The sequence below is a fragment of the Bradyrhizobium sp. HKCCYLRH3061 genome, from assembly GCF_051168015.1.
Classification (GTDB): Bacteria; Pseudomonadota; Alphaproteobacteria; order Rhizobiales; family Xanthobacteraceae; genus Bradyrhizobium.
The window spans coordinates 83,047-101,057 of the sequence record NZ_JBNPUE010000021.1 but is presented as its reverse complement, the minus strand read 5'-3'; the positions used below and the strand labels follow the sequence as shown (position 1 = coordinate 101,057).

The window sequence follows — 18,011 nt, the reverse complement described above, 5'->3', positions numbered from 1 at the left end:
ATCCGACGTGACCGAAGCGACCGCCCATGCCGCGCCGACCGAGCCCCGCGGCGATCTCTGCATCCGCACGCTGGCGATGCCGGCGGACACCAACGCCAATGGCGACATCTTCGGCGGCTGGCTGCTCAGCCAGATGGACGTCGGCGGCGGCGTGTTCGCCGCCAAGGTCGCGAAGTCGCGCACGGTGACGGTCGCGATCGAGGCGATGAACTTCCGCAAGGCGGTCTATGTCGGCGACCTCGTGTCGGTCTACGCACATCTCGTCCGCGTCGGCCGGACGTCGATGACGGTGCGTCTCGAAGCCTGGGTGCTGCGCCGGAAAGAGGAGCAGCCGATCCTCGTCACCGACGGCAATTTCACCTATGTCTCGATCGACGACGGCGGCCGGCCGCAGCCGATCCAGCGTGATGGCGTGATCGCGACCTGATCACATTCGCGGTCGGCGGCCGCAAATAACCTCCGTTAATGCGCGGCCTATGCCGCTCGCTCGGCATAGGAACCGGCATCCGGCGATGCGCGTTCATTCGAGCACGTTCGCGCGGCGTCTGCGCCGATCACTCTCGCGCGATCTACGTCCGGTCCACAGGGCAGGCGTCTTTACGATGTTTGCAAGTTCTGGTTGCTTGGATGCGCGTTGCCGCGTCTCTGCCGTATTGCGCGCTTCGAGTGGCGCGCCGGACGGACAGCAATCATGGCAGTCCGTTTCCGACCAACAAGGCAAAAAATGCCAGCCGGAAAAAATTGCCGGCACAGGGGAAATGGTGGGGGCATGTTGCGCGAACAGGGTGGGAGGAAGTCCATGTCGGACGTCGACGAGAAACTGACCTTGCAGGTGCTGAAGAAGCTGCAGCAGCGGCTCCTCCATGCCGAGCGCAGGATTGGCGTCTACGAGCATCAGCTCAGCGCGTTTCGTGAACATCACGTCGAGGTGCTGAGGGATCTGCGCACGATCTATCAGTTGCTCGGTCGGCATCAGCACTGTCTCGGCGGAGCCGATGCATCGCTGCACAAGGCGACGCTCGTCCCGGATGATCCGCACTGATTCGGCAAGGCGTCACGGCGTGAGGGCGTGCAGCGCAGCCAACATAACATCCACACAATTTCCTGTTGGCATTCACGTCGGAATAGCCGGGGCTCCCTGCACGGAACATTCGTCATGGAGCTCGGTTATACGCCCCGGAATGAACGACGGGATTGCGCAATGTCCGAAACCTATATCATCGAGGTCAGCTCCCAGGCGGCGGGGATCGTCATCCGTGACCGCGGCGGCTTTCGCTTCTTCGCGGCGTCCCATCGCTTCAATGCCCTCGAGGGCCAGGTGTTTCGCAATGCCCGCGAAGCCGAACGCGCCGCGATTCGGCTCGTGACCGGTGAGCTGAGCGCAGCCGCCTGAGCGAGCTCGGCGCACGTGGACGTAGGCCGGACCAAGGCCGCGTCTGAGCTGCTCCGGGGCGGCCGATTGCTGCGATGCGCCCAATGCTTCGCCGATTGACGCTTGACTCGATCAGCATCACCATGGTGCAGCTTGTCCTGAAAGCTTGCCATGGCCGTCCTGTCCCAACGCCAGACCGACATCCTCAACATCGCCCGCGCCTCCGGCCGCGTCATGGTGGAGGATCTCGCGCGCCGCTTCGAGGTCTCGGCCCAGACCATCCGCAAGGATCTCAACGATCTGTGCGAGCAGCGCGCGCTGACGCGCATCCATGGCGGGGCCATCATCGCCTCCGGGGTCGAGAATCTCGCCTACGAGGCGCGGCGCTTCGTCGCTGCGGACGAGAAGAAGGCGATCGGTGCGGTTGCAGCCGCGCGGATTCCGAACGGCTCCTCTCTGTTCATCAATATCGGCACCACGACGGAGGAGGTGGCGAGCGCGCTGTCGTCGCACCAGGACCTGCTCGTCATCACCAACAATCTCAACGTCGCGATGCTGCTCTATCCGCATCCGCGCATCGAGGTGATCGTGGCCGGCGGCACCGTGCGGCGCTCGGACGGCGGCGTCATCGGATCGACCGCGACGCAACTGATCGGCCAGTTCAAGGTCGACTACGCGATCATCGGCGCGTCCGCGATCGACGAGGAGGGCGCGCTGCTCGACTTCGACTATCGCGAGGTCCAGGTTGCGCAAGCCATCATCGCCAATGCCCGCAGCGTGATGCTGGTCGCCGATTCCACCAAGCTCCACCGCAGCGCGCCGGTGCGCATCGCCCATCTCAGCCAGATCCAGACCTTCGTCACCGACCGCCCCCTGCCGGACGGACTGGCGAGCCTCTGCCATAGCCGCGGCATCGAGGTGGTCTCGGCGATGCCCGCCGACGATGCCGACGACGCCGCAGAGGCAACCGAAACGGCGGGGTCCGCCGTGCTCCGCCGCGCCTGACTTTCCGCCACTCTCGCAGGCTCCTTGATCCCGGTTTGGGCAGCTTTTGCCCAACCGCGGCCCAACATGCGAATTTCGATTTGCTTTCACTTTCGTTTGTGTTTAACTCGAAACCGAAAGTGAAATCGTCGCAGTCAAGGCGATTGCCGGGGGATGCGTCTGTTGGAGCGGATCTACGACCTCGCCATTGTCGGAGGCGGCGTGAACGGTTGCGGCATCGCGCGCGATGCGGCCGGACGCGGAAATTCCGTTTTCCTGTGTGAAATGAACGATCTGGCGAGCGGAACCTCGTCCTGGTCGACCAAGCTCGTGCATGGCGGCCTGCGCTATCTCGAATATTACGAGTTCCGGCTGGTCCGCGAGGCGCTGATCGAGCGCGAAATCCTGTGGCAGATCGCGCCCCATATCATCCGTCCGCTGCGCTTCGTGCTGCCGCATCATTCGGGGCTGCGCCCGGCCTGGCTGCTGCGCCTCGGCCTGTTCCTCTATGACCATCTCGGCGGCCGCAAGCTGCTGCCGGCGACACGGTCGGTGAACCTGCGCAGCGACGAGGTCGGCCGCCCTTTGATCCCCGGGCGCTACAGCAAGGGTTTCGAATATTCCGACTGCTTCGTCGACGATGCGCGCCTGGTCGTGCTGACCGCTCGAGATGCCGCCGATCGCGGCGCCGTCATCCGCACCCGCACCCGTGCGACCGAGATCCATCAGGATGGCAGCCACTGGCTGGTCACGACCGAGAACACCCAGACCGGCGAGCGCGAGACCATCAAGGCGCGCGCGCTGGTCAATGCCGCCGGTCCCTGGGTCGAGCAGGTGCTGGCGACCGGCGCCGGCGTCAATGCGAAAGCGAAGGTGCGGCTGGTGCAGGGCTCGCACATCGTGGTGCGCAAGCTCTACGATCACGACCGCGCCTACATCTTCCAGAACGCCGACGGCCGCATCATCTTCGCCATTCCCTATCAGCAGGATTTCACGCTGATCGGCACCACCGATCGCGACTATCAGGGCGATCCGGCCAAGGTGAAGGCGACCGACGAGGAGATCGCCTATCTCTGCGCCGCGCTCGGGGAATATCTCGCCAAGCCGGTGACGCCGGCCGACGTCGTGTGGAGCTATTCCGGCGTGCGGCCGCTCTATGATGACGGCGCCAGCGAGGCCAAGGCAGCGACCCGCGACTACGTATTCGAGCTCGATACGCCCGGCGGCTTGCCGCTGCTGTCGATCTATGGTGGCAAGATCACCACCTACCGGCGCCTGTCGGAAGAGGCGCTGGAGCGTCTTGCGTCCTATCTGAAAGGGGGCAAGGCGGAGGAAGGCTGGACCGGCAAGGCGCCGCTGCCCGGCGGCGACATGAAGGTCTCGGCCGTCGGGCCGTTGATTGCGGATCTCTGCAAGACCTTTCCGTTCCTGTCGGATGCACATGCGAAGCGCATCGCCCATGCCTACGGCACGCGGGCTGCGGCCATGCTCGCCGGTGCGACATCTTTGGCCGATCTCGGCCAGGACTTCGGTGGCACCTTGACGGAGCGTGAAGTCAGGTACCTGATGACGGACGAGTGGGCGTTGACGGCCGAGGACATCGTGTGGCGTCGATCGAAGCTGGGGTTGCGGATGTCTGCGGCTGAGATCGCCGCCCTCGAGGCGTGGATCACAGCCAATCGCGAGCGCTCCACCTTGCCGGCGCGTGAGGCGGGAGGACGCGCATGAGCGTCACGCTCGATCACGTCTCCCGAATTGTCGACGGCGTGACCACCATTCGCGACGTCTCGCTGACCTTGCAGCGCGGCACGCTGAGCGTGCTGCTCGGGCCGACGCTGTCCGGCAAGACCTCGATCATGCGGCTGCTCGCCGGCCTCGACAAGCCGACCACCGGCCGCGTGCTGGTCGACGGCAAGGACGTCACCGGCGCCGATGTGCGGCAGCGCTCGGTCGCGATGGTCTATCAGCAATTCATCAACTATCCCTCGCTGACGGTCTATGAGAACATCGCCTCGCCGCTGCGCGTGCAGGGCAAGTCGCGCCAGGAAATCGAGAAGCGCGTGGCGGAAGCGGCGCGGCTGCTCCGGCTCGAGCCCTATCTGAAGCGCACGCCGCTGCAGCTCTCCGGCGGCCAGCAGCAGCGCACCGCGATCGCGCGCGCCCTGGTCAAGGGGGCCGACCTCGTGCTGCTGGACGAGCCGCTCGCCAATCTCGATTACAAGCTGCGCGAGGAGCTGCGCACCGAGCTGCCGCGCATTTTCGAAGCCTCGGGCGCAATCTTCGTCTACGCCACCACCGAGCCGTCGGAGGCGCTGCTGCTCGGTGGCCGCACCATCTGCATGTGGGAAGGGCAGGCGCTGCAGGCCGGCGATACCGCGGCCGTGTATCGCCGACCCGATACCTTGCGTGTCGGCCAGGTGTTCTCGGACCCGCCGATGAACACGGTCGAGATCCAGAAGCGCGGCGAGAGCGTGGAGTATGCCGGCGGGGTCAAGGCGCCGGCGGTCGGCCTCTATGCCGATCTGTCCGATGGCGCCTACCGCGTGGGCTTCCGCCCGCATCAGCTCGGGCTTGGCAAAGGCGACGGCAGCCACGGCCGCCATGCCTTTCCCGCGATCGTCTCGGTCACCGAGATCACGGGATCGGAGAGCTTCGTGCATCTGACGCGCGACGGCATGAACTGGGTCGCCGTGCTGCACGGCGTCCATGAATATGAGCCCGGCGAGATCCTCGACGCGGTGCTCGATCCGTCCAATGTGTTCGTGTTCGACGCCGGCGACCGCCTGGTCGCCGCGCCGGCGATCTGAGGGAGATGCCGCATGGCCCGCATTGACCTCGTCGATCTCGCCCACGCCTACAACGGCAACAGCGGCGATATCGAGAGCTACGCGCTGAAGCCGGTGACGATGACCTGGCGCCAGGGCGGCGCCTATGCGCTGCTCGGCCCGTCCGGCTGCGGCAAGACCACCTTGCTCAACCTGATCTCGGGCATTCTCACGCCCTCGCACGGCAAGATCCTGTTCGACGGCACCGACATCACCAAAGCCTCGACCCGTGAGCGCAATATCGCGCAGGTGTTCCAGTTCCCGGTGATCTACGACACGATGACGGTCGGCGAGAACCTCGCCTTTCCGCTCAAGAACCGCGGCGTGCCCAAGGCCGAGATCGACAAGCGCGTCGCCGAGATCGCGCGTCTCCTCGATCTGACTCCGGACCTCAACCGCAAGGCGACACGGCTTACCGCCGACGCCAAGCAGAAGATCTCGCTCGGCCGCGGCCTGGTGCGCTCCGATGTCGCCGCCGTCTTGTTCGACGAGCCGCTGACCGTGATCGATCCCGAGCTGAAATGGCAGCTGCGTTCGAAACTGAAGGCGCTGCATCGCGAGCTCGACCTGACGATGATCTACGTCACCCACGACCAGACCGAGGCGCTGACCTTCGCCGACACCGTCGTCGTCATGCATGACGGCCGCGTGGTGCAGAGCGGCACGCCGGCAGAGCTGTTCGACAAGCCGGCGCATACCTTCGTCGGCTACTTCATCGGCTCGCCGGGCATGAACATCCTCTCCGCCGAGGTGAAGGGACGCGAGGCCCGCATCGACGGTCACACGCTGACGCTGTCGCGCAGCTACGACGCGCTGCCGGCCGGAGCCAAGATCGAGATCGGCGTGCGGCCAGAGTTCGTCGATGTCGCTCAGCCCGGACCCGGCCTGCTCGATGCCAATATCGAGCGCGTCGACGATCTCGGCCGCATCCGCTTCGCGCGCGTCCGTGTCGGCGACGTCAAGTTCGCCGCGCGACTGCCGGCCGGCTTCTCGCCGCAGGGCTCCGCGATCGGGCTGAAGTTCAATCCAGCCTATGTCCACGTCTATGCCGACAGCCGTCTCGTCGAGGGAGCCTGAGTGATGGACAAGACCATCAACAACAAGGCCTGGTTCCTGGTGCTGCCGGTGTTCCTGCTGGTGGCGTTCTCCGCCATTCTGCCGCTGATGACGGTGGTGAACTATTCGATGCAGGACACCTTCGGCAACAACCAGTTCTTCTGGAACGGTGTCGGCTGGTTCAAGGAGCTGCTCGATCCCTCGACCGATCTCGGCGGCCGCTTCCTCGCCTCGCTGTGGCGCAACCTGATCTTTTCCGGCGCAATTCTCGCCATCGAGGTCCCGCTCGGCATCGTGATCGCGCTGGCGATGCCGCGGCAGGGCTGGACCGTGGCGTTCGCACTGGTCGTGCTGGCATTGCCGCTGTTGATTCCGTGGAACGTTGTCGGAACCATCTGGCAGATATTCGGGCGTCCCGACATCGGCCTGCTCGGCTATGTGCTCAACGCCATCGGCCTCGACTACAACTACGTCTCCAACGAGGCTGACGCCTGGTTCACCGTCATCCTGATGGATGTCTGGCACTGGACCAGCCTGGTGGCGCTCCTATGCTACTCCGGCCTCAAATCGATCCCGGACGCCTACTACCAGGCGGCCCAGATCGACGGCGCCTCGCGCTGGGCGGTGTTCACCGCGATCCAGCTGCCGAAGATGCACCGCGTGCTGCTGATCGCCGTGCTGCTGCGCTTCATGGACAGCTTCATGATCTATACCGAGCCGTTCGTGGTCACCGGCGGCGGCCCGGGCAATTCCACCACCTTCATCTCGATCGAGCTGGTCAAGATCGCGCTCGGCCAGTTCGACCTCGGCAAGGCCGCGGCGCTGTCGCTGGTCTACAATCTGATCATCCTGATCGTCTGCTGGGTGTTTTACACCATCATGACCAATGCCGGCGCCGAGCGCCGGCCGGTGGAAGGGGGCGCGTGATGAACACGATTCCGGGCCGCCGAATCATCATCTCGCTGTTCTTGGTCTTCCTGCTGTTGCCGATCTATTGGCTCGTCAACATGAGCTTCAAGACCAACACCGAGATCGTCTCGACCATGACGCTGTGGCCGCATCAGCCGACCATCGCCAACTACATGCGCATCTTCACCGACGAGAGCTGGTATTCCGGCTACGTCAACTCGTTGAAATACGTCGTCATCAACACGGTGATCTCGATTGCCGTAGCGCTGCCGGCGGCCTACGCCTTTGCGCGCTACCGCTTCCTCGGCGACAAGCATCTGTTCTTCTGGCTGCTGTCGAACCGCATGGCGCCGGCCGCGGTCTATGCGCTGCCGTTCTTCAATCTCTACTCGGCGATCGGGCTGTTCGATACGCCCTGGGCGGTGGCGCTGGCCCATTGCATCTTCAACATCCCGCTCGCGGTCTGGATTCTCGAGGGCTTCGTCTCGTCCGTGCCGCGCGAGATCGACGAGACGGCGTTTCTGGACGGCTACTCGTTTCCGCGCTTCTTCATCAAGATCCTGGTGCCGCTGATCGCCAGCGGCATCGGCGTGGCGGCGTTCTTCTGCTTCATGTTCTCCTGGGTCGAACTCCTGCTGGCGCGCACGCTGACGGCGACCGAAGCCAAGCCGATCTCGGCGATCATGACGCGAACCGTGTCTGCCGCCGGCATGGACTGGGGCCTGCTCGCCGCCGCCGGCGTGCTGACCATCATCCCCGGCGCGCTCGTGATCTGGTTCGTCCGCAACTACATCGCGCGCGGCTTCGCGCTGGGACGGGTGTGATGATGATTTCATGTCGCCGCAGTCTCCGCTCCACCTCTCCCGCCTGCGGGGGAGGTCGCGTCGCATCGTCAGATGCGATGCGGGTGGGGACCTCTGTCCTCTCGGGCAGTTCGACTCGCGGCGCCCCCACCCCAACCCTCCCCCGCAAGCGGGGGAGGGGGGCCGCTACCGCCTGGAGTCACTGAGCCATGGACAACATCGCATGGATGGCATGGACCCTGCCGACAGCAATCTTCTTCGCCGCGCTGGCCTGCACGCTGGTCGTCATGACCTGGCTCGCGGCCCGCTACCCCGAGGCCGAGCGGGTCGGAGTGCTGCGCATTCCGACCACGCGCGGCGATCGTCTGTTCATCTCGCTGATCTTGGCGGCGATCATCCATCTTGCCTGGATCGGCCTGGTCGGCACCGACACGATTACGACCTTGCCGATCGGCGAGGAAGGGTTTGAGGTTTCGAGCCTGTGGCTCGCAACCGCAATTTCGCTTGCGTCCGCCGTTGCGATCTTTCGCACCGTCTGACGCAAGTGAAAAGGGGCAGATCCGGGGGCAACCCGGACCTGGAATATTGTCGCTCAAGGAGGAAAGCATGCGACACTTGAAGCCTAGGAAGCATCACTTGACCAAGGCCCGCTACCTCGCGATGACCAGCGCCGCAGCGCTGTTTGCCGCGGGCATGACGATGTCCGTTCCGGCAAAGGCCGACGAGGCCGCCGCAAAGAAGTGGATCGACAGCGAGTTCCAGCCGTCGACGCTCTCGAAGGACGACCAGATGAAGGAAATGCAGTGGTTCATGAAGGCCGCTGAACCCTTCAAGGGCATGGAGATCAACGTTGTCTCCGAGACGCTGACAACCCACGAATACGAGTCCAAGACTCTGGCAAAGGCGTTCGAAGAGATCACCGGCATCAAGGTCAAGCACGACATCATCCAGGAAGGTGACGTCGTCGAGAAGATCCAGACCCAGATGCAGTCCGGCAAGAATGTCTATGACGGCTGGATCAACGACTCCGATTTCATCGGCACCCACTTCCGCTACGGCCAGGCCGTCGACCTGACGGACTGGATGGCGAAGGACGCCAAGGACGTCACCGATCCGATGCTCGACGTCAACGACTTCATCGGCAAGTCCTTCACCACCGCGCCCAACGGCCATTTGTATCAGCTGCCCGACCAGCAGTTCGCCAACCTGTATTGGTTCCGCTACGACTGGTTCACCAACCCGGACTACAAGGCCAAGTTCAAGGCCAAGTATGGCTACGACCTCGGCGTGCCGGTGAACTGGTCGGCCTACGAGGACATCGCCGAGTTCTTCACCAACGACATCAAGGAGATCAACGGCGTCCGAGTCTATGGCCACATGGACTACGGCAAGAAGGATCCCTCGCTCGGCTGGCGTTTCACCGACGCCTGGCTGTCGATGGCCGGTAACGGCGACAAGGGCCTCCCGAACGGCCTGCCGGTCGACGAATGGGGCATCCGCATGGAAGGTTGCCGTCCGGTCGGCTCCTCGGTCGAGCGCGGCGGCGACGTCAACGGACCTGCCGCAGTCTATTCGATCGTCAAGTATCTCGACTGGATGAAGAAGTATGCTCCGCCGCAGGCCCAGGGCATGACCTTCTCGGAATCCGGCCCGGTGCCGTCGCAGGGCAACATCGCTCAGCAGATCTTCTGGTACACCGCCTTCACCGCCGACATGGTCAAGCCCGGCCTGCCGGTGATGAACGCCGACGGAACGCCGAAGTGGCGCATGGCTCCGTCGCCGCACGGCTCCTACTGGAAGGACGGCATGAAGCTCGGCTATCAGGACGTGGGATCGTTGACGCTCCTGAAGTCCACGCCGGTCGATCGCCGCAAGGCGGCCTGGCTCTATCTGCAGTTCATCGTCTCGAAGACGGTGTCCTTGAAGAAGAGCCATGTCGGTCTGACCTTCATCCGTGAATCGGACATCTGGGACAAGTCGTTCACCGAGCGCGCGCCGAAGCTCGGCGGCTTGATCGAGTTCTACCGCTCGCCCGCGCGCGTGCAGTGGACCCCGACCGGCAACAACGTGCCCGACTATCCGAAGCTCGCGCAGCTGTGGTGGCAGAACATCGGCGATGCGTCGTCCGGTGCGAAGACGCCGCAGCAGGCGATGGACGCACTCGCAGCCGCACAGGACTCCGTGCTCGAGCGTCTTGAGAAGTCCAAGGTCCAGGGCGACTGCGGGCCGAAGCTGAACAAGAAGGAGTCGGCCGAGTACTGGTTCAACAAGTCGGCCAAGGACGGCAACATCGCTCCGCAGCGCAAGCTCGCGAACGAGAAGCCGAAGGGCGAGACGATCGACTACGACACGCTGATCAAGTCGTGGCCGGCGTCGCCTCCGAAGCGCGCCGAGGCGAAATAGCAACCTCTCCTTCGGACGACCGGCGACAGGTCGGTCGTCCCCGGGGAGTTTGGAAGGCCGGGAGCAATCCCGGCCTTCTTCTTTTTCGTTGACTTGTTCGGTCGTGCGAGTTCGGATCTGGATGCCAGTGGCCCGGATGAGACCGGGTCGAGCTCTGGAATTTGCGATGCGCATGATCTTTCGCTGCGACCCCGTCCTTGCGGATCACCTGCTGCGACCGGTGCCGGCCCGAACCATGCTGCCGGAATGGTTGCGCCAGATGCCGGCCTCGGCGCATTCGGAGCTTCACGGGCGCGACATCCGCACGGTCAAGCAGTGTCCCCCCTTTGTCGACGCGATGGCCTATGGCGTGACGATTCTGCTGCCCTGCGACGTCAGGGTCGAGCGCGGCGCATTCGCCTGGGAATGGGACATTCCGGCGCCGGCGACCAAGGGACATCCGCGTGCGCCGTTGAGCTTTCATGTCGCGGCCCAATTGGCCGGTGCGCCGTTTGCGTCGGACAAGCAGGCGGCCATCAAGTTCAATTCCTTCTGGACGATCGAGTGCGAAGCCGGGTGGTCGCTGTTCGCGACGCATCCGATCAACCGCGAGGACCTGCCGTTCCGGACCCTGTCGGGCCTGGTCGATGCGGATCGCTTCCACGACGGCGGCATCAATTTTCCGGCGCTCTGGCTCGATCCAGATTTCACCGGCATCCTGGCCAGGGGAACGCCGGTGGCGCAATGCTTTGCAGTATTGCGCGAGCCGCCGCAGCTCGTGTTCGAGCCGCTCGACGACGCGCAGCGGGATACGTATGCCGGGACGGTCGCCGAGGTGCTCGCGACACCCAACGTGTACCGCAAGAAATTTCGCGCACGCCGCGGCCGCCTAACCAGCTGAGTTCAGGGCGCGCTTCAACGCGGCAGGGTCGATCCAAAGTCGGCCATGCGGAGCCGAGGTGAGCGCCATGGCGATGGCACCGAACATCTGTGGGCGAAGCCGATAGGCACAAGCATAGGCCTGCATTGCCGCGTCGGGGTCGCCGCTGTCCTGCAGGACGATGCCGAGATTGAGCGCCGCTTCGGCGTGATCCGGCCTTATCGCCAGCACGCGGCGATAGGCTGCGGCAGCTCCCGCGAGATCCGCAACATCCTGTCGCACGAGGCCGAGATCGAACCAGACCGAGGCCGGCGCAGCCGGGTTGGCTGCCCGTTCGAGGACGGTCCGTGCCGTATCGAAGTCGCCGTTCTCCCAGGAAAGACGTCCGAGCCGCGCTAGTGCTTCGTCGTGCTCCGGTATGACCTTGAGAATCGCCAGCCAAGCTGCCCGCGCATGGGCTGCCATTCCTGCCTGATCGAGAATGCGCGCTTTTTCGATGAAGACATCGCGGCGGGGTGACAGCGCGATGGCGCGGTCGACATGGGCGAGCGCGCGCTCGAAATCCTTCCCCACCCGCGCGATGCGCGCCGCAAGCAGCCGAGCTGCGGCATGGTCCGGCCGGCGGGCCAGACTGGCCTCGATGCGCAACCGTGCTGCGGCGTTGTCCTCGACCGCGAACAGCACTGCGGCAAGCAGATGGCTCAACATCGGTTCGTCTGGACTTTGCTTCAAGCCCGCTTCGCACAGCCGTTGCGCCTCTGCCGCGCGCCCTGCGTTGAAGGCGGCCGTGGCGCGTCGCGCGATCTCTTCGGTGGTTTCGCTCATATTCACGATCATATACGGTCGGGCCGGACAACTGAACTCGGGTGCCGGCTCCGGACTCATCGTCCGCGGTGATGCGAGCGGTGCCCTCGCCGGCTCGAGCTGGGCGAACTTGAGGCCGATGCGCACCACCGTAGCGCAGCAACCGCTCGCGCCCGTTCCATCCGGGAATTCTTCCCATCGGCCTGGGGACATATTCCATGAGGCAAGTGTCTTGAAGCTGCCGAGAACAGGCGGCACTCTCGGCTTGCGAACAGTGCAGCCGTTCCATTGCAGCTCTGCCCGGGTATCAAAACCAAGAGCCCTCCGGGGAGAACGGTGGACGGCACGGGGCTCCGCGGCTGCATCGAGGACCCCCAAGGTCCCTTACAGGGAGTACGGCCATGGATCAGGCGCACATCGCCAATATCGCGAGCACGCTGCCGGAGGCGTTGTCGCCCTGGACCATGTTCATGCAGGCCGACATCGTCGTGAAGTCGGTGATGATCGGCTTGGCGTTGGCCTCGGTGGCAACCTGGACGGTGCTGGTCGTCAAGACCATTCAGCTCCGCTCGGCGCTGCGCACGGCCCGCGGCGCGCTCGGCATCACCATGGCGGCCCGCTCCTTGACCGATGCGACAGGACGCATTTCGGCCGATGAGGGTGTCGTCGGCCGACTTCTCGCCCTGGCCGACGACGAGATCGACAAGTCGCGCGGCCTGCCTGCCGACGGCATCAAGGAGCGCGTCTCCTGGCAGTTCGAGCGGATCGAGGCGGCGGCAGTGGCGCGCATCGGCCGCGGCATCGGCATTCTCGCCACCGTCGGCGCCGTCGGCCCGTTCGTCGGCCTGTTCGGCACGGTCTGGGGCATCATGAACAGCTTCATCGGCATCTCGCATGCGCATACGACCAACCTCGCGGTGGTGGCGCCGGGCATCGCGGAAGCGCTGCTCGCGACCGCCTTCGGCCTCGCCGCCGCGATTCCCGCGGTCGTGATCTACAACCTGTTCGCGCGCGCCACCGGCGGCTATCGCGCCGTCATCGCCGATGCGTCGGTGGCGGTGATGCGCCTGCTCAGCCGCGATCTCGACCGGCAGCATGCCGGGCCTGCCGAGGCGCGGCGCAGCGCCATCCGCGCGGTCGAGGCGCCGATGCTGTCGATCGCCAATCCGGCGGAGTGAGCCATGGCCGTCAAGCTCGCCCGGCGCACCGACGAGTTCGAGGAGACGCACGACATCAACGTGACGCCGTTCATCGACGTCATGCTGGTGCTCCTGATCATCTTCATGGTCGCCGCGCCGCTCGCCACGGTCGACGTCCCGGTCAACCTGCCGGCGATCTCGGCCGAGCCGCAGCCGCGCGCGGAGACGCCGGTCTTCGTCACCTTCAAGGCCGACCGCTCGCTCGCCGTCGGCGACCAGAGCGTGGCGCAGGCCGACATCGCCGCCTCGCTCGATGCCGCCACAAAGTCCGATCATGAGCAGCGCGTGCTGCTGCGCGCCGATCAGACGCTGCCCTATGGCGAGGTGATGGCGCTGATGAACACGTTGCGCCGCGCCGGCTATACCAAGGTCGCACTCGTCGCACTGGAAGACCGGGGCGCGCAGTGAGCGTCCTGACGCTCGATCCGTTCGAACACGAGCAGCGCCGTGAGCGGACGCTGTGGACCATCGCCGCGCTGGTGGTGGCCGCGCTGCATGTCGGGCTCGCCGTCGGCTATCTGCTGCTGCGCCCCGCGCCGCAGGGACGTGCCCAGGCGCCGGCCTTCGACGTCGTGTTCACCCCGGCGGTGGTGAGCGAGCCGGCGCCGACGGCGCAGGATGCGCCGGCGTCCGAGCCGCCGCCGGCGGAGCCGCCGAAGGAAGAGCAGGTGAAGGACGAGCCGGTCGCGCGTGAGGCCGTCGCTGAGCCTGTCCCGCCGGCTCCCTCCGAGCCGGAGCCGCAGGTCGTGGCCAAGCCTGACCTGAAGCCGGATGTCATTCCCTCGCCGGAGCCCGCGCCGCAGGTCGCCCTCGCGCCCGAGCCGCCGCGTGCGGACGATGTCGTTCTGCCGCCGCCGCCACCACCAAAACCGATCGAGGCGAAGCCGCCGGAGCCGAAGCCCGTTCCCGTGCCCGAGCGTGTCGAGCGCAAGCCGGTCGAGAAGAAGGAAACGAAGGAGCGGGCCGAGAGGAAGTCCGCACCGCCGAAGCCGGCTGCGGCGCCGGCGGCCCGGCCTTCACGTGTCGCGTCGGCGCCCAATCCCGGCGAGGACAGCGTCGGGGCGCGCGAGGGCCAGGCCAGTTGGAACGCCGAGGTGGTGGCGCAGATCCGCCGCGCCGCGGCCTATCCCTCCGACGGCAATGGCGCGAGCGGCACCGTCATGCTGAACGTCGTGATCGATCGTAACGGACGTCTGCTGTCGCGACGGCTCGCCGGCAGCTCGGGCTCACCGGCGCTGGACCGCGCGGCGCTGGGCATCATCGAACGCGCCGCGCCGTTCCCGCGCTTTCCGCCGGCGATGGCTCAGGCGCAGGTCTCGCGCACGGTGCCGCTGCATCTGAGGCCGCGCTGAACGCGGCGCCATCCGGAGCTACGTCCGGTGGCGCTCCGTCCCGCTATTTGCTGCACTCGGTCAGATCCGTATCGCGCACGACGAACTGCGCGCCTTCCTTGAGCTCGATGTTCTTGGCGACGCAGGTGCGGCCGCCCTTTTCGGACAGCTTGATGTCGTAGCGGCCGGACTTCACGCCGACCAAGGTCATGCGCTCGTTGTGGTCGACCTCGCCCTCGTCGTCGTTCTTGCACTGGTCGGCGCCCCAGGTCTTGGTGCCCGCGGCCGCCAGGTACATCTTCACGATGGTCTGGCCGGTGCGGTTGAGAAAGCGCGGGCCGTCCTCGGCGGACGCGGCGGAGCCGGCCAGCATGAGAAGCGCGCAGGCGGTGACGAGGCGACGCATGACGAGTGTCCTTTTCTTATGATTGGTCACGGGATGAAGGCGCGCGGATCAGAAATCCTTGCCGATGCTGGTCTTGACGGCGAGGCCACGCGAGGCGTTGGTCAGGCCGTAGCCGAGGCCGAAGCTGAGCTCGAAGCCCTTGAAGCGGGTGTCGGCGACTGCGTAGAGCGTCTGCATCTGCTGATTCCAGGGCAGGATGTAGCCGAACGGTCCGAGATTGGAGAAATGCTCGATGCCGACGGTCCAGCGGTCGCTGAGGCGCTTGACGAAGCGCACCGACGGCTCGAACGCCGAGCCGGCGCCGTCGATGCCGAAGGTCATGTTGGCGTTGAAGATGAGCTGATAGTCGTTGGGCAGGTTGACGCCGATGATCGGCGTGAACATCTGCGCCACCCGCGGCGTGGCCTCCTGCACGAAGCGCGGCGCGCCGGGCTGGCCGGCGCCGGCCTTGTTGGCGACCCACAGATCGGGCGTCAGGCCGCCCTGCGGCGCCAGGATGGTGCGTGACACCAGGCCGAGGAAGACGGTGCGCTCGAGCCGGTCGCCCTGGATGAAGGTCTGGCGAATGGTGACGCCGCCGGACTGGAATGAATAGCCGGGCACGCCGTTGTCCATCACGTTGCCCAGCGCCATCGGCACATTGGTGCGGGCAAAGGCGTAGGGCGAGGTCAACGCGATCTCGTACCATTCGGTCGGCGAGTAGCCGATCTCGGTCTCGCCGGTGACCGCACGCTGCGGCACGCGGCGTCCGCCGTTCTGTTGCGGATTGAAGGTGGTCAGATAGCCGAAGCGCTGCTCGACCTGGAAATGTCCGGGCGAGGCCGGGTCATTGCCCTGGATCTCCTCGGCCGCTGCACCGAAGGGCGCGAGCACGAGAGCACCGGCAGCCATGTACAATCGCGATCGTCTTTTTGCACTCCTGGCGATGCCGTTCGGCTGCATGTCCCCGCGCTCCCTTCAACTGATGAGCTAGCGAGTCGGCGGGGCGAAAACATGCGGGCCTGTCGGCTGAAAGATGACGCGATCGGGAAACGATCAGTCGTTGAATGCCGCATTTGCTCCGGCCTTTCCTGTTTCGGTGAGGAATAGGGATGTTTTGGCAAGTCGAACGGGACATTTTGACCGAGACAATATGGCGGCCATTTCGCGAGTGAATCTCAACACGGTGATGAATGTGGCGTGTTGCAAACACATTGAGGTCATAGAGCGAGGAAAACATCGGTTGCAGCATGCATTGCTGATCGCCGGATCAGCCAGAGAATGGACACGCCCGTGCTTCACACACCCGGTCATCGTCGCCGCTCGTCCACTCAGCTGATGCGGCTGGGGCTGATAGTCGCGCTCCTCCTGTCCACGCTGCTGCTGGACGGACGCGCCTTCGCGGAGGAGGCGCTGCGGGACCAATTGGAGGCCTGGTGGAGTCAAACCCACGCCGGCAAGAGAAGTCAGGTTGGGCAAGCCCAACACGCGTTGTCGGGCAGCGATGCCAAAACCGCAAGGCATGTCGCCAAGCGCAGACGCCACGTCGCCAACGCCTGGGCCGAGGCGGAGGGAGGCGCCTTCGACCACGATAGCGGTCCGCGTCGCGACCGTCCGGGGAGATATTTCCTGCACGGACCGAGGTTCTAGTCCCGACGCTCTTGCCGGAATTTCCCGGGCGTCGCGTTCTTGCACTTGCGAAATGACAAGGCCTCCCATAGGTCAAAGCGATGTGTGGCGCGTTTCCGGTGAAACCAGCGTCGCTCGCATACGTTGTTTTCTTGCCCTTCATCGCCGCCCCTCGGACGGCGGAGACAAAGGATCAATTCGATGAATTGGAAACTGATGATGACGGCCGCTGCCGTCGGCATGGCGGCGATCGTCGGCACGTCGACGATGGCTGTCAGTGCACTGGCCCCGTCTAAGCTGCTGACCTCGATCGACCCCGACAAGGACGGCACCGCCGACATGAGCGAGGTCCGCACGGCCGCAGGCGCGCTGTTCGATCGTCTCGATCGCGACCATGACGGCACGCTCGACGCCAAGGAGCTGCGTGGCCGCGTGTCGGCCAAGGATCTCAAAGCCGCGGATCCGGACAATGACGGCACGCTGACCAAGGACGAGTATCTCGCGCTGGTGGAAAGCCGCTTCAAGGCAGCCGATCCTGACAACGACGGCACGCTCGACTCGAGAGAGCTGAAGTCGGTCGCCAAGCTGCTGAAGTGAGGCGCCGTCCGTATCGGACTGACGCGACCAAGACATCAACTCACGGGGCCTGCGACGGGAGACCGTCGCAGGCCCCTCGCGTTTCAGCTTGGGCGGGACATTTCCACTGCGAGACGAACCAGGTCGGGCAGGCTGCGGGCCCCGAGCTTCTGCCGCAGCCGGTAGGTCAGGTTGATGACGGTCTTGTAGCTGATGCCGAGATGGTCGGCGATCGCCTGATAGGATTTCGCCTCGGCCAGCAGCGCCAGCGCCTGGCGCTCGCGCGGGGTCAGCGCAGGGGCAGCCATGCCGTCGGGGTCGGCGCGGAGCAGGGCGATGCGGGTGGCGAGCTGCGGATCGAGATAGGTGCCGCCGGCGCGCACCTGCTCCAACGCCTTGGGCAGCTCGTGCGGCGGCGCGTCCTTCAGCAGATAGCCGCTGGCGCCGGCGTCGATCGCCGAGCGGACGATACGCGGATCGGCATGCATGCTGAAGACCAGGATCCGGGCGCGGGGATCGTGCGACCGCATGCGTTCGATCAGACGGATGCCGCCGAGCTCCTGCCCGTGCAGACGCAGATCGACGATCGCGACGTCCGGCCGGTCACGGACATAGGCGTCGTACCCGCTGTCGGCATCGTGTGCCTCGGACAGCGAGCGGATCCCGGCTTCGTTCAGCAGCCAGCGGCAGGCCGTGATCACGACCGGGTGGTCGTCGACGAGGAGAACGCGATACATCCGACGTCGTCTTGCCCCTATGGCGCCGACGGCGCCGATGCTTCCCTCTACCAATGAGTTCCCTTGCAAACCAGGATCGGGTGCAACAGTGCGGCCGAGTCTGGGAGAGAGCCCGGCGAATTGATCTCCACTTTCCGGA

21 protein-coding genes are annotated in these 18,011 nt (G+C 65.3%); 17 read left to right on the top strand and 4 right to left on the bottom strand.

The window, feature by feature from the left end:
* Positions 1-7: 7 nt before the first annotated feature.
* From ACQR2C_RS28060 to ACQR2C_RS28005, 12 genes are all read left to right on the top strand, one after another.
* Positions 8-427: an acyl-CoA thioesterase gene (locus tag ACQR2C_RS28060; RefSeq protein WP_315802727.1), complete on the top strand. Its 420-nt coding sequence runs from the start codon at positions 8-10 to the stop codon at positions 425-427.
* 372 nt (positions 428-799) lie between these two features.
* Positions 800-1,042 (top strand): hypothetical protein, encoded by a 243-nt coding sequence (locus tag ACQR2C_RS28055; protein ID WP_315802728.1) that lies wholly within the window; start codon positions 800-802, stop codon positions 1,040-1,042.
* Between the two features lie 159 nt (positions 1,043-1,201).
* Positions 1,202-1,393 carry a hypothetical protein gene (locus ACQR2C_RS28050; RefSeq protein WP_315802729.1) on the top strand — a complete coding sequence of 64 codons (192 nt, stop codon included), beginning with the start codon at positions 1,202-1,204 and terminating at the stop codon, positions 1,391-1,393.
* Positions 1,394-1,543: 150 nt separating this feature from the next.
* Entirely contained in the window at positions 1,544-2,377 is an 834-nt protein-coding gene (locus ACQR2C_RS28045) for a DeoR/GlpR family DNA-binding transcription regulator (RefSeq protein WP_316178064.1), read from the top strand.
* Between the two features lie 153 nt (positions 2,378-2,530).
* Positions 2,531-4,084, top strand: coding sequence for a glycerol-3-phosphate dehydrogenase (gene glpD, locus ACQR2C_RS28040; RefSeq protein WP_434882550.1), 1,554 nt, complete (start codon positions 2,531-2,533; stop codon positions 4,082-4,084).
* A complete protein-coding gene (locus tag ACQR2C_RS28035) occupies positions 4,081-5,163 on the top strand; it encodes an ABC transporter ATP-binding protein (protein ID WP_315802731.1) in 1,083 nt (360 codons plus the stop codon). The genes glpD and ACQR2C_RS28035 overlap by 4 nt, the downstream gene beginning before the upstream one ends.
* A gap of 12 nt (positions 5,164-5,175) precedes the next feature.
* Positions 5,176-6,258: an ABC transporter ATP-binding protein gene (locus ACQR2C_RS28030; RefSeq protein ID WP_315802732.1), complete on the top strand. Its 1,083-nt coding sequence runs from the start codon at positions 5,176-5,178 to the stop codon at positions 6,256-6,258.
* A gap of 3 nt (positions 6,259-6,261) precedes the next feature.
* Positions 6,262-7,164 (top strand): carbohydrate ABC transporter permease, encoded by a 903-nt coding sequence (locus ACQR2C_RS28025; RefSeq protein WP_315802733.1) that lies wholly within the window; start codon positions 6,262-6,264, stop codon positions 7,162-7,164.
* Positions 7,164-7,970, top strand: coding sequence for a carbohydrate ABC transporter permease (locus ACQR2C_RS28020; RefSeq protein ID WP_434882549.1), 807 nt, complete (start codon positions 7,164-7,166; stop codon positions 7,968-7,970). The genes ACQR2C_RS28025 and ACQR2C_RS28020 overlap by 1 nt, the downstream gene beginning before the upstream one ends.
* Positions 7,971-8,158: 188 nt before the next feature.
* Positions 8,159-8,488: a DUF2160 domain-containing protein gene (locus ACQR2C_RS28015; protein ID WP_315802735.1), complete on the top strand. Its 330-nt coding sequence runs from the start codon at positions 8,159-8,161 to the stop codon at positions 8,486-8,488.
* A 67-nt stretch (positions 8,489-8,555) separates the two neighbouring features.
* A complete protein-coding gene (locus ACQR2C_RS28010) occupies positions 8,556-10,352 on the top strand; it encodes an ABC transporter substrate-binding protein (RefSeq protein ID WP_315802736.1) in 1,797 nt (598 codons plus the stop codon).
* 166 nt (positions 10,353-10,518) lie between these two features.
* Positions 10,519-11,232 carry a hypothetical protein gene (locus ACQR2C_RS28005; RefSeq protein ID WP_315802872.1) on the top strand — a complete coding sequence of 238 codons (714 nt, stop codon included), beginning with the start codon at positions 10,519-10,521 and terminating at the stop codon, positions 11,230-11,232.
* Here the strand turns inward: ACQR2C_RS28005 and ACQR2C_RS28000 are convergent.
* Positions 11,221-12,036: a tetratricopeptide repeat protein gene (locus ACQR2C_RS28000; protein ID WP_434882548.1), complete on the bottom strand. Its 816-nt coding sequence runs from the start codon at positions 12,034-12,036 to the stop codon at positions 11,221-11,223. The genes ACQR2C_RS28005 and ACQR2C_RS28000 overlap by 12 nt on opposite strands.
* 380 nt (positions 12,037-12,416) lie before the next feature.
* On the opposite strand from ACQR2C_RS28000, the gene exbB reads away from it, so the two are divergent.
* Genes exbB through ACQR2C_RS27985 form a run of 3 tightly spaced genes read left to right on the top strand, consistent with a single transcriptional unit; the run spans position 12,417 to position 14,566 of the window.
* Entirely contained in the window at positions 12,417-13,193 is a 777-nt protein-coding gene (gene exbB / locus ACQR2C_RS27995; protein ID WP_434882547.1) for a tonB-system energizer ExbB, read from the top strand.
* Positions 13,194-13,196: 3 nt separating this feature from the next.
* Positions 13,197-13,622 (top strand): TonB system transport protein ExbD, encoded by a 426-nt coding sequence (gene exbD / locus ACQR2C_RS27990; protein WP_315802739.1) that lies wholly within the window; start codon positions 13,197-13,199, stop codon positions 13,620-13,622.
* On the top strand, positions 13,619-14,566 hold the full coding sequence (locus ACQR2C_RS27985) for a TonB family protein (RefSeq protein ID WP_434882546.1): 948 nt from the start codon (positions 13,619-13,621) through the stop codon (positions 14,564-14,566). Before exbD ends, ACQR2C_RS27985 begins: the two co-directional genes overlap by 4 nt.
* A gap of 43 nt (positions 14,567-14,609) precedes the next feature.
* On the opposite strand, the gene ACQR2C_RS27980 is transcribed toward ACQR2C_RS27985, so the two are convergent.
* Entirely contained in the window at positions 14,610-14,951 is a 342-nt protein-coding gene (locus tag ACQR2C_RS27980; protein WP_315717331.1) for a hypothetical protein, read from the bottom strand.
* 48 nt (positions 14,952-14,999) lie between these two features.
* Positions 15,000-15,842, bottom strand: a complete 843-nt coding sequence (locus ACQR2C_RS27975; protein WP_316217355.1) for a hypothetical protein — start codon at positions 15,840-15,842, stop codon at positions 15,000-15,002.
* Between the two features lie 369 nt (positions 15,843-16,211).
* Here ACQR2C_RS27975 and ACQR2C_RS27970 point away from each other — a divergent pair, with 369 nt between their 5' ends.
* Together ACQR2C_RS27970 and ACQR2C_RS27965 are read left to right on the top strand one after the other, a co-directional pair.
* On the top strand, positions 16,212-16,580 hold the full coding sequence (locus ACQR2C_RS27970; RefSeq protein WP_434882545.1) for a hypothetical protein: 369 nt from the start codon (positions 16,212-16,214) through the stop codon (positions 16,578-16,580).
* Positions 16,581-16,799: 219 nt separating this feature from the next.
* A complete protein-coding gene (locus tag ACQR2C_RS27965; protein WP_434882574.1) occupies positions 16,800-17,156 on the top strand; it encodes an EF-hand domain-containing protein in 357 nt (118 codons plus the stop codon).
* Positions 17,157-17,239: 83 nt separating this feature from the next.
* Here the strand turns inward: ACQR2C_RS27965 and ACQR2C_RS27960 are convergent, their stop codons facing one another.
* Positions 17,240-17,872, bottom strand: a complete 633-nt coding sequence (locus tag ACQR2C_RS27960) for a response regulator transcription factor (protein ID WP_315802742.1) — start codon at positions 17,870-17,872, stop codon at positions 17,240-17,242.
* Positions 17,873-18,011: the final 139 nt, after the last annotated feature.